This window comes from Kribbella sp. NPDC050281 (genome assembly GCF_040655855.1).
Classification (GTDB): domain Bacteria; phylum Actinomycetota; class Actinomycetes; order Propionibacteriales; family Kribbellaceae; genus Kribbella.
The window spans coordinates 175,369-186,100 of sequence record NZ_JBFAKS010000013.1 but is presented as its reverse complement, the minus strand read 5'-3'; the positions used below and the strand labels follow the sequence as shown (position 1 = coordinate 186,100).

Here is a 10,732-nt window from a genome sequence, read left to right as displayed (position 1 = left end):
AAAATTATAAAAAAAAAAAAAAACCCACAAATATTTTTTAATTATTACACAAATAAGTTAATGTCACCCCAAACCCCCCCACCCCGCGCCCCGCGCGCGCGCCCCGCCGGTCTGAACCGTCAGTGCACGAGGCGGGCGACGGCGCCCTTCGCACCGGAGGCCCAGCAGCCGGCCTGGGAGCCGCGACCGCCGCACTCGACGCTGTCGAAGCTGCCGTCGTAGAACTGCTTCCAGCTGCGCCCGCCGTCGAAGCTCACGTCGCTGCCGGACGGACCCACCGCGATGACGGTAGCGGGCGACCAGGGCACGAAGTGGGATCCACTCCGGTAACCCTTCGGCGCCTTGTCCGTGGGCACCAGCTTCCAGGTGCGTCCACCGTCGTACGTGACGGATGCGGCCTTCACCGCCTCGGTCGGCTTCTCGAAGTCACCGCCGACCGCGACTCCGAACAGCGGACCGCGGAACGCGAGGCTGAAGATGCCGGCCGCCGCGCCACTGGCCATCGGCGAGTCCGAGACCTTCCAGTGCCGGCCGCCGTCGAAGGTCCGGAACACCCGCGGCCGATCACCGCCACCGGTCGCGAACCAGGCCGTCCGGCCGTGTCCGGCAACCAGGCAGGTCCCGCTGGCCGCGAACGCGAACTCACCGGGCAACGCGGCCGGCATCCCCTCGTTCGACTGGACCTTCCACGACTTGCCGCCGTCCGACGTCGCCGCGATCCGGAACTTGCCGTCGACCGGATCGCTCAACGCCAAGCCGTGCCGGTCGTCGTTGAAGGCGAAGCAGTCGTAGAACGCGTTCGCATCGGTGTTGCGGAAGGTCTCGGTCCAGGTCTTGCCACCGTCCGCGGTCCGGTACACCCGCGAGTCCTCACCGGTCCCGATCGACAGCACCACCGCGCGCTTCGCGTCGAACGCCTCCACGTCGCGGAACTGCAGCGCCTCCGCACCAGGCGGGCTGACGTTCTGCCAGTGCCGCCCGCCGTCGACGGTCCGCAGCACCGTCCCTTCAGACCCGCCTACCCAGGCGACATCCTTGCTGACCGCGGCCAGCCCGCGGAACTGCGCCGTACTCCCGGTCGGCGTCGCCTTCCACTGGTACGACGGCGAGTGGTGCGACGAACCGGTGCTCGCCTGAGCCGGCACGAGCTGAGACATCAACAGCAGACCTCCTGCCGCAACAGCGGCCACACGCAGGATTCTCATGCGCGGCAACCTAGTCGATGGGTCAGACCATCGTCAGCAGGAAGGACTGTGCCGTACCTCCGTTGCAGGTGAGTTGGACGAGTTGGGTGCTGTCGGCGGTCGAGCCGTTGGGGACGGTCAGGCACTTGCTGCTGTGGCGGCTGACCAAGTGGAAGTAGCCGCTGCCTTCGGAGACGGCCTGCCACTGCTGGTTGTCGCCGTTGCTGTAGGTCCACAACTGGAGCCCGGCGTTGTCGGCGGCGGACACCCCGGTCACGTCGATCACCTTGCTCGCGTCGTTGCGGTTGTTCACCCGGGTGAAGCCGCCCGACGTGGGCTGGAACTGGAACTGCTGTGCCTGCGTGGCGTTGCAGCTGTACTGCTGGATCACCGTGCCGTTGGCGACGCCGGCGGCCCGGGCGTCGACGCATTTGCCGTTGGCCTTGTTCGAGACCTTGTACCAGGCGGTCGGCGACGGCTGGTCCACCGGCGGCGTCGTACCGGCGCCGGCCAGCCACTTCAGCGCGTCCATCATGAACTGGTTCTGCGCGGGGCTGTCGAAGGTCGACGAGAGCCTGGTGTTGGTCTCGTAGTTCATCGCGTTGTGGCCGAAGTTGGCGTAGATCATCTTGTAGTTCTTGTTCGTCCAGATGATCGGGTAGTAGCCGCTGTACCAGGTCTGCGCCGGGTCGGTGCCGACCGGGAAGCTGGACGGGTCGATCGAGGCCAGGATCTGGATGTCCGGGTTGTTCCGCAGGTCGTTCTGCCAGCTGTACCACTCGCTCACCGAGGACTGGAACGTCGCGCCCGTGTTCACCAGCGACGGGTGCGAACGGTTCTCGGCCCTCAGCGTGACGGCGGTCGGACCCCAGGTGTTCGACTGGAACCGGCCGGTCCCGAGCAGCGTGTTGTTGAACCACGGCCAGCCGCCACTCGCGTCGTTGTACGCCGACACATGGAAGCCGAAGAACGCACCACCGTTGTCCATGTAGCGCTGGAATCCGGTCCGCTGCGCGTCGGTGTGCGGCGAGTCGTCCAGGAACATCACCACCTGGTACTGCGAGGCACTCAGGTTGTTCAACTGGTCCCAGTTGCTGGTCGCGGTGTAGTTGAACCCGTTCTGCGCCCCGAACTGCGGGAAGCGCTGGTTCGCCTCCTTCTCGAAGTCGATGTGCGCGGCATCCCAGGTGCCGCTGTAGAACGCCAGCACATTGAAGTTCGCTTGAACTTGAGCGGTTGCGGTGGTCGTCAGACCACTGAGCAGCAAAGCGACGGCGAGCAGGAACGCGGGCAGGCGAAAGCGATCGGAAAGCATGGGGCGGTCCTTCCGGAGGGCGGCGTGCACTGAAATTTCAGAACTTAAATTAACTCACGACGTAAGTCCGGTAAAGGCTCTGCCGCTTCCGGAACCAACGACCTCTTGCCGCCCACGCGGCACCGCTGTCACCCTGAGCCACCGGCCCCGGAAGGAGCGCTCGATGAACGACTCCGTGCTCACCTCGGTCCTGCTGCCGATCGCGCTCGCGATCATCATGCTCGGCCTCGGCCTGACCCTGACCGTCGCCGACTTCGCCCGGGTCCTGCGGATGCCCAAGGCCGTCCTGATCGCACTCGGCACCCAGGTGATCCTGCTCCCGCTGATCTGCTTCGGACTGGTGAAGCTGTTCGACCTCGAACCCGCGCTCGCCGCCGGCATGATGCTGCTGGCCGCCTCCCCGGGCGGCACCACCGCGAATCTCTTCAGCCACCTGGCCGGCGGCGATGTCGCCCTGAACGTCTCCCTGACCGCGGTGAACTCGGTCCTCGCCGTGGTCACGCTACCGATCGTGGTCAACCTGTCGCTCGACCACTTCCTCGGCGAAGGCCAGATCGGGCTGCAGCCCGCGAAGATGCTGCAGGTGTTCGCGATCGTGCTCGTCCCGGTCGCCATCGGCATGCTGCTGCGGAACCGGTGGCCCAGGTTCGCGGAGCGGATGATCCGGCCGGTGAAGCTGGGTTCGATCCTCGTGCTGGCGCTGGTGATCTTCGCCGCGATCTACACCGAGCGCGCGAACGTCCTCGACTACATCGCGGCGGTCGGCGTCGTAGCCCTGCTGCTGAACGTCCTCAGCCTCGGGCTCGGGTACGTCGTACCCAAGCTTGCCCGGCTGGGTGAGCCGCAGTCGATCGCCTGCTCGATGGAGATCGGCATCCACAATGCCACCCTCGCCCTCACCATCGCGCTCAGTCCGGCCCTGCTCGACAACAGCCAGATGTCCATCCCGGTGGCGGTCTACGGCATCGTCATGTTCTTCCCGACCGGCGCGTTCGCCTACTACCTCGGCCGGCGGCGGACGGTTCAGTGGGCCGGGTCGAGCGCCTGACTTCCGAGCACCGCCAGCAGTTCGAGCCTGTCCGCGCTCTCGCTTCCCGGGGTGGCGGTGAACACCACCAGGGTCTGCTGCTGGTCCCGGTTGTCGATCACCTCGCAGTACAGGTCGAGTTCGCCGACGACCGGGTGCTGGAAGCGCTTGGTCCGGCTGTGCGCGATGCCGATCTCGTGCGCGTCCCAGAGCTCGTCGAACTCCGGACTCAGCTTCCGCAGTGCGCGGACCATCGAGGCCGCGTGCGACTTGGGGCCGTCCGCAGTGGCAACCGACCGCAGCCACGAGACCAGCATGCGGCTGTGGGTGGACAGCTCGGGTTCGCGATACAGATAGCGCGAGTCCGGGTCGGCGAACCAGCGGTAGAACTCGCTCCGCGCCATGCCTTCGTAGTTCGTCTGCTCGCCGGCGAACGCGACATGCGCCGGTGTCTGCGCGAGCGTCTCGCCACACCGGTTGACCAGCATCGCGGGCGTGTCCTGCAGCCGGTCGAGGATCCGCAACATCCCCGGGTCGACGTGACAGGTCCGCGTCGTCCGAGGCGGCGTACCGTGCCCGGCGAGCACGTACAGGTGGTCGCGCTCCTCCAGCGTCAGCCGCAGCGCGCGGGCGATCGAACCCAGCATCTCGGCCGACGGCTGCGGACCCCGGCCACCTTCGAGCCGGCTGTAGTAGTCGGCCGACATCGAGGCCAGCGCGGCGACCTCCTCGCGGCGGAGTCCCGGCGTACGACGGCGCCGGCCGCGAGGCATCCCGACGTCCTCGGGCTGCAGGGCCTCGCGGCGCTTACGCAGGAAATCGGACAGGTCGGCGTACTCCATGCCTCCAGTGTCCCGGACCAGCCGCCGTTATCCACTGCTCACCGAGCAGAGGCTGAGCCGAGCCTGGTTGCCGTCGGCATCAGCTCCCAGCCTGGAGACATGAGAACCACAGGCAACACCATCTTCATGACCGGCGGTACGTCGGGCATCGGCCTCGGGCTGGCCCGGAAGTTCCGCGACCTCGGCAACACCGTGATCATCAGCGGCCGTCGCCAGGACCTGCTGGACCGGATCGCCGCGGAGGACGGCATCGAGGGCATCACCCTCGACGTCGCCGACCCCGACTCGATCGCCGCGGCCTTCGAGACCGTCACCGGCAAGCACCCGGACCTGAACGTCGTCGTCACGATGGCCGGGATCATGCGGATCGAGGATCTGCATGATCCCGCCCACCTCGCGACGAGCGAGGAGACGATCGGCATCAATCTCCTCGGCACGATCCGGACCATCACCGCGTTCACGCCGTACCTGCTGAAGCAGCCCGACGCCGCGATCGTCACGGTCTCGTCCGGGCTGGCGTTCGTCCCGCTGGTGGACACGCCGACGTACAGCGCGACCAAGGCGGCCGTACACAGCTACACGCAGAGCCTGCGGATCCAGCTCGCGGACACCGGTCTCCAGGTGATCGAACTGGTCCCGCCGGCCGTCCAGACCCACCTGATGGGCCGCGAACCGGACTCGGAGTGGATGCCGCTGGACGAGTACCTCGACGAGTCGGTCAGCCTGTTCCAGACCCAGCCGGACGCCGACGAGATCCTGGTCGACCGGGTCCGCTTCCTCCGCGACGCCGAGCGCGAGAACCGGTACGACGACGTGATCCGGATCCTGAACTCAGTCGGCTAGCTCCCGCTCGATCCGCTCCACCTTCGCGGTGAGCTGGCCGGTGTATCCGGGCCGGATGTCCGCCTTCAGTACCAGGCTCACCCGCGGCGAAACGGCGGCGACCGCATCGACGGCCTGCTTGACCACGGCCATCACCTCGTCCCACTCGCCTTCGATGTTGGTGAACATCGCGTTGGTCTCGTTCGGCAGGCCGGAGGCGCGGACCACGCGGACGGCTTCGGCCACCGCCTGGCTCACGCCTCCGGTCTCGTCACCGCCGGAAGGGCTGATGCTGAATGCAACGATCATGCGTCCAGCGTCCCACTACCGTCCTCAGACCTCGTCCTGGACTGCTTCCTCTGTGGCGCGGCGCTCGGCACCCGAGGTGGTCAGCAACGGCTTCTCCTTGATGAACACGACCGCGATCAGCGCCAGCACCGCGAACGGCACCGACATCATGAACAGGTCGGCGGTCGCCGCGCCGTACGCGTTCTCGACCACGGTCCGAACCTGCTCCGGCAGCTCCGCGATGTTCGGCACCGCGTTGCTGCCGCCGGACGACGCGCCGCCCGGGTTCAGCGTCTCGGTGACCTTGTTGGCCAGGATCGCGCCCAGCACGCTGACCCCGATCGTGCCGCCCATGCTGCGGAAGAAACTGACCGCCGAGGTGGCCGCGCCGAGTTCCTTGGCCGGTACGTCGTTCTGCGCCGCGAGCACCAGGTTCTGCATGACCAGACCGATCCCGACACCGAGCACCAGCATGAAGCCCCACAGCATGTACTTCGACGTGTGCGCGTCGATCGTGCCGAACAGCGCCAGCCCGATCGGCAGCAGCACGCTGCCGGTCACCAGGTAGATCTTCCACTTGCCGTACTTCGTGATCAGCCCACCCGCGATCGTGGACGCGACCATCATGCCCAGGATCAGCGGCAGGCTCATCAGCCCGGCCTTGGTCGGCGAGTACCCCTGCGCGATCTGGAAGTACTGCGCCAGGAACACCGACCCGCCGAACATCGCGACACCGACCAGCATGCTGGCGACGATCGACAGGGTCACCGTGCGATTGCGGAACAGATCCATCGGGATGATCGGCTCCGGGTGCTTGCGCTCGACCATCACAGCCGTCACCAGCAGTGCCAGGGCCACCGCGACCAGCACGAAGCTCCAGGCCGACGCCCACTCGAACTTGTTGCCGGCGAACGACGACCAGACCAGCAGCGTGCTCACTCCGGCGGTGATCAGGAACGCACCCCACCAGTCGATCCGCACGTCCCGGCGTACCGTCGGCAGCTTCAGCGTGCGCTGCAGCAGCACGATCGCGGCGAGCACGAACGGCACGCCGATCAGGAAACAGGCCCGCCAGCCCAGCGGTGAGTCGACCAGGAAGCCGCCGAGCAACGGTCCGCCGACGGTCGCCGAGGCGAAGATCGCGCCGAAGATGCCGGAGTACCGGCCGAGCTCACGCGGCGGGATGATCGCCGCCATCACGATCTGCACCAAGGCGGTCAGGCCACCGGCGCCGAGCCCCTGCAGAACCCGGCTGCCCAGCAGTACCTCGATGTTCGGCGCGAATCCGGCCACCAGCGAGCCGACCACGAAGAAGCACAGCGAGAGCTGGACCAGCAACTTGTTGTTGTAGAGGTCGGCGAGCTTGCCCCACAACGGCACGGTGGCCGTCATGGTGAGCAACTCGAGGGTGACGACCCAGGTGTACGACGATTGGCTGGCGCCGAGGTCGTGGATGATCCGCGGCAACGCGGTCGAGACCACGGTGCCGGCCAGGATCGCGACGAACATGCCCATCATCAGGCCCGAGATGGCCTGGATGGTCTGCCTCGGGGTCAACGGTGTAGTGATGTTCTCGGTGACCTCACCCGGCGCCGACTCGGGCGTGGGCGAAGAGGTCGTCGTCATGAGGGACCTTCCTGTTCTTCGGGCATGGTGTGGTTGGTCTTGGTTTCGTCAGGCACGGTCGGGTCGAAGCCGGGGTCGAGGCCCTCGGCGAGCACGTGGAACCCTTCGGCGACGAGGTCGCGGACGGACCGGTCCGGTGCGCTCTTGTGCAGCTCCATCGCGACCCGGCAGGCGGCGCCGGCGGCGCTGACGATGAGCGCCGCACGGACCGATCCGGTCGGCTCACCCATCCGCTCGGCCAGCGCGGTGGTCAGCAGACGCTCGTCCTCGAAGCTGGACATCATCAGCTGGTACAGCAGGCTCGGCGACGACATGATCAGCTCGCCCCGCCGCGACAACTCGCCCTCGCGCTCGAGATCCCGCAGTACGTCGTCGACGACGAACCACATCGTGGTCAGCGGGGACTCCGTGGCCGGCGCGGTCCGCATCCGCTCCAGCGCCCGCTCGAGATGCTCGGGATTGCGCCCGAGGATCGCGTGCTCCTTGTGCGGGAAGTAGTTGAAGAAGGTGCGCACCGACACGTCCGCGGCCTCGGCGATCTCCTCGACCGTGACGTTGTCCGGGCCCTTGTCCAGGGCGAGCCGCAACGCGGCCTCGGCCAGCGCCGCCCGCGTCTCCCGCTTCTTCCGTTCCCGCAACCCACCCTCTGCGTGCCTCACCGGACCAGACTACAAACAAACTTGCACTCACTGCAAACTATTAACCCTGAAATCTTGCAGTCCTGCAGAAAGTTGCCTGAACGGGCAGCCATGACCCCGTCGGACTGATAAAATGATTAGGCAGCCTCCGGTGGCGGACCTTCCGCCGTTCGGAGGCTTTCGTGTATGCAGACACTCCTGTACCGCGCCGCCATCCGCGGCTTCCGCGGCACCGCTGTCCTCCCGATGAACGTGCTCCGCGACCTCCACCCGGACCTCTACGAGCGCGAAGCCCGCAAGTACGCCTACCGCCCTGCGGCGATGGACAACCCGGTGCCGCCACTCGGCTGCCGCTGGGCCGACGTCGTCTTCCTCTCGCCGGTCCACCCCGCTCCGATCTTCGACGCCCTGCGCGAGTCCGGTCGGGTCGGACCGGGCGGCCTTTCCTACTGGACCGTCGACGCCGAGCTGCTCGACCCGAGTCGCACCTGCATCCTGATGAAGCGCCACGACCCGGAGTTCCGTCCGCAGCCCGCCGAGGACTATCTCCCCTACAGCCCCGCGACCGTCGCCACTCTCTCCACCCCGTCGGACAAGGCGCTCCACCGCCTCCGCAACCTGAACGCCACCGAGCCGCTGCTCCCCTGGGCCGACATCCCACACGTCCTCCACCGCGGTCCCGTCCCGCTCACCGTCTTCCGCGACAAGGACGGCAACAGCATCAGCGCCTGAACCGCGGCACCCACGCCGGCACGCTCCGGCGGTACGCGTCGTACTGTGCGCCGTACCGCTGGAGCAGCACAGGCTCCTCGTACCACCGCACGAACGCCGCCATCACGGCCCACGCGAGTACGCCGTACGTCAGCACCCGCAGGTCGAGGAACAGCAGCGCCTGCCCGAGGATCGCGGTCACGACGCCGACGTACATCGGGTTGCGTACGAAGCGGTAGTCACCCCCGACCACCAACTCCTCCGTCGGAGCGACCGGCGCCGGTGTCCCCCGCCCTTCCAGCACGAACCGCACAAACGCCCGCAGTACGACGAACGCCCCAGCAGCCACCACGACAAAACCCGGCCAGAACCGCGGCGCAGCCCACCCACTCACGGCCCACGGAATCAGTCCACCCACCACACACGGCGCGGCAAAGAAGAACGCCGTACTGCCGAGCACGGCCTTAAGCACGGTCGAGTCTCGCGATCACACGGTCGGACAGCTCGCAGAAGGTCTCGAGCTCGTCCGGGCTGAGGTCGGCGAACCAGTCGGCGACAGCGGCGAAGTCACCCGCATCGCGCTCACGCCAGTAGTCCGCACTGTGATTCGTTGCTGATAGCAACTTTCGGCGACGGTCCGCGGGATCCGGCTCGACCTGCAGCAGCTCCTTGCGCTGCAGGGCCGCGACGATCTGCGCGACGTTCTGGTGCGTGCTCCCCAGGGCGGCCGCCGCCTCGGCCAGCGACGGCTTCCCCATCGCCTGGACCGCTGTGATCAGGGCCGCCTGCTGGGTCGTGAGCCCGTCCTCGCGCAGACGCACATCCATCTCGTTGCGCAGCTTCTGCGCAAGCATCAGCGTCGTCCGGAACGCGCGGACCGACGGCGCCAACTCCGACTCTGCTCCGAGCCCGAACATCTTGCTCCGTGACGACATAGGCAATATATTACCTATCACTGTCGAAGGGGGCAACCGTGATCTGTCTACTGCCGCACTGCGCCTACCTGTCCGAGACCTCCCGGATGCTCGAGCTGCACCGTGCCCTCGCCGAGCTCGGCCTCGAGATCCGGGTCGCCACCCACGGTGGACCGCACGAGCGCCTGCTGGCCGAGGCCGGCATCGAGTACGACGTCCTCGGCCCAGGACTGTCACCCGCCCGCGCGGCCGCGTTCGTCGGTTCGGCCGTCGGGCTCGGCGATCCCCGGCAGAGCATGTACGACGATGACGAGATCCGGACGTACGTCGCGGCCGAGGCCGAGTACTTCCGAGCGCACGGGATCACCGTCGCCGTCACGGGATTCACCCTGACCACCTTGCTGTCGTCGCGACTGGCCGGCGTACAGGTGATCACTGAGCATGCCGGCAGCTTCGTGCCGCCGGTGTTCGAGCATCGGCTACTGCCGGCGCCGACCCGGCCAGTGGATCCACGGTTGAAGCATGCACCGGATTGGCTGGCCCGATTCCTCATCAACCGAACCCCGAACCGCTTCCCGGGTTACTGCAGCGGCTTCAACCGGGTCGCCGAAGAGCTCGGTGTGGAAGGCATTCCCAGCCTGGCCGCACTCCTCCTCGGTGACCTCTCGCTGATCCCGGAGATCCCCGAAGTTCTTGGGATCTCCGCCGCGGAGCTAGCCGCCTGGACACCCGGCAAGGGTTACCGGCCGGGCTCGCAACTGCGGACCGTCGGCCCACTCTTCGCCCAGTTGAACCTCCCGATCCCACCCGAGGTCCAGAAGTTCCTCGACCGCCCCGGCCCGACGATCTACCTCGCGATGACGTCAACCCCGCCCGAGCAGGTCCGCCAGGCGGTCGCCGACCTCAGCCGGCTCGACGCCCGCATCCTCGTCGCGGGCACCATCCACACCCTCGCAGACCTGACCACAGACCAGATCCAGGTAGCCGGCGTCCTCCCCAGCCACCTCGTCATGCCGCAGGTCGATCTCGCCGTCACCACCGGCGGCCAAGGCAGCGTCCAGACCGCGATGGCCAGCGGTACGCCGCTCCTGGGCATCCCACTGCACATCGAACAAGACCTCAATGTCGCGCTGGCCGAACGCCTCGGCGCCACACGCCGCGCCCGCTCCACCACCCTCGCCGATCTCGCCACCCAGATGCTCGCCAACCCCACCCACCGCGAAGCCGCCGAACGAATCCAGAAGCTCTACGCAGCCGTCGACGGCCCCTCGGAAGCAGCCACAACCATCGCCCAACAGCTGTAAGTGGTCCACCCCGACCCGCCGGAGATCGATTTCTCTGGCGGGTCGGGGCGATTAGTGTCGG

General features: G+C 67.2%; 12 protein-coding genes. 4 read left to right on the top strand and 8 right to left on the bottom strand.

The window, feature by feature from the left end:
• Positions 1 to 119 precede the first annotated feature (119 nt).
• Positions 120 to 1,205 carry an oxidoreductase gene (locus AB0I34_RS16905; RefSeq protein WP_360445894.1) on the bottom strand — a complete coding sequence of 362 codons (1,086 nt, stop codon included), beginning with the start codon at positions 1,203 to 1,205 and terminating at the stop codon, positions 120 to 122.
• Positions 1,206 to 1,227: 22 nt separating this feature from the next.
• Entirely contained in the window at positions 1,228 to 2,499 is a 1,272-nt protein-coding gene (locus AB0I34_RS16900; protein ID WP_360445892.1) for a ThuA domain-containing protein, read from the bottom strand.
• A gap of 163 nt (positions 2,500 to 2,662) precedes the next feature.
• Here AB0I34_RS16900 and AB0I34_RS16895 point away from each other — a divergent pair, with 163 nt between their 5' ends.
• Positions 2,663 to 3,547: a bile acid:sodium symporter family protein gene (locus tag AB0I34_RS16895; RefSeq protein WP_360445890.1), complete on the top strand. Its 885-nt coding sequence runs from the start codon at positions 2,663 to 2,665 to the stop codon at positions 3,545 to 3,547.
• On the opposite strand, the gene AB0I34_RS16890 is transcribed toward AB0I34_RS16895, so the two are convergent.
• Entirely contained in the window at positions 3,523 to 4,368 is an 846-nt protein-coding gene (locus tag AB0I34_RS16890; protein ID WP_360445888.1) for a helix-turn-helix transcriptional regulator, read from the bottom strand. The genes AB0I34_RS16895 and AB0I34_RS16890 overlap by 25 nt on opposite strands.
• A gap of 99 nt (positions 4,369 to 4,467) precedes the next feature.
• Here AB0I34_RS16890 and AB0I34_RS16885 point away from each other — a divergent pair, with 99 nt between their 5' ends.
• On the top strand, positions 4,468 to 5,211 hold the full coding sequence (locus AB0I34_RS16885) for an SDR family oxidoreductase (RefSeq protein WP_360445886.1): 744 nt from the start codon (positions 4,468 to 4,470) through the stop codon (positions 5,209 to 5,211).
• Here the strand turns inward: AB0I34_RS16885 and AB0I34_RS16880 are convergent.
• The 3 genes from AB0I34_RS16880 to AB0I34_RS16870 are packed head-to-tail and all read right to left on the bottom strand — an operon-like array spanning position 5,200 to position 7,763.
• Positions 5,200 to 5,499 (bottom strand): thiamine-binding protein, encoded by a 300-nt coding sequence (locus AB0I34_RS16880; protein ID WP_360445884.1) that lies wholly within the window; start codon positions 5,497 to 5,499, stop codon positions 5,200 to 5,202. The genes AB0I34_RS16885 and AB0I34_RS16880 overlap by 12 nt on opposite strands.
• A gap of 24 nt (positions 5,500 to 5,523) precedes the next feature.
• Positions 5,524 to 7,104 carry an MDR family MFS transporter gene (locus AB0I34_RS16875; RefSeq protein ID WP_360445882.1) on the bottom strand — a complete coding sequence of 527 codons (1,581 nt, stop codon included), beginning with the start codon at positions 7,102 to 7,104 and terminating at the stop codon, positions 5,524 to 5,526.
• Positions 7,101 to 7,763, bottom strand: a complete 663-nt coding sequence (locus AB0I34_RS16870) for a TetR family transcriptional regulator (protein WP_360445880.1) — start codon at positions 7,761 to 7,763, stop codon at positions 7,101 to 7,103. The genes AB0I34_RS16875 and AB0I34_RS16870 overlap by 4 nt, the downstream gene beginning before the upstream one ends.
• A gap of 165 nt (positions 7,764 to 7,928) precedes the next feature.
• Between AB0I34_RS16870 and AB0I34_RS16865 the strand changes: the two genes are divergently transcribed.
• Entirely contained in the window at positions 7,929 to 8,474 is a 546-nt protein-coding gene (locus AB0I34_RS16865; protein ID WP_360445878.1) for a hypothetical protein, read from the top strand.
• Here AB0I34_RS16865 and AB0I34_RS16860 read toward each other — a convergent pair.
• Together AB0I34_RS16860 and AB0I34_RS16855 are read right to left on the bottom strand one after the other, a co-directional pair.
• Complete coding sequence (locus AB0I34_RS16860; protein WP_360445876.1) at positions 8,464 to 8,925, bottom strand: isoprenylcysteine carboxylmethyltransferase family protein; 462 nt, start codon at positions 8,923 to 8,925, stop codon at positions 8,464 to 8,466. The two genes, AB0I34_RS16865 and AB0I34_RS16860, sit on opposite strands and share 11 nt — an antisense overlap.
• Positions 8,918 to 9,388 (bottom strand): helix-turn-helix domain-containing protein, encoded by a 471-nt coding sequence (locus AB0I34_RS16855; RefSeq protein ID WP_360445874.1) that lies wholly within the window; start codon positions 9,386 to 9,388, stop codon positions 8,918 to 8,920. The genes AB0I34_RS16860 and AB0I34_RS16855 overlap by 8 nt, the downstream gene beginning before the upstream one ends.
• A 38-nt stretch (positions 9,389 to 9,426) precedes the next feature.
• Here AB0I34_RS16855 and AB0I34_RS16850 point away from each other — a divergent pair, with 38 nt between their 5' ends.
• Complete coding sequence (locus AB0I34_RS16850) at positions 9,427 to 10,671, top strand: nucleotide disphospho-sugar-binding domain-containing protein (RefSeq protein ID WP_360445872.1); 1,245 nt, start codon at positions 9,427 to 9,429, stop codon at positions 10,669 to 10,671.
• The last annotated feature ends 61 nt before the right edge of the window (positions 10,672 to 10,732 follow it).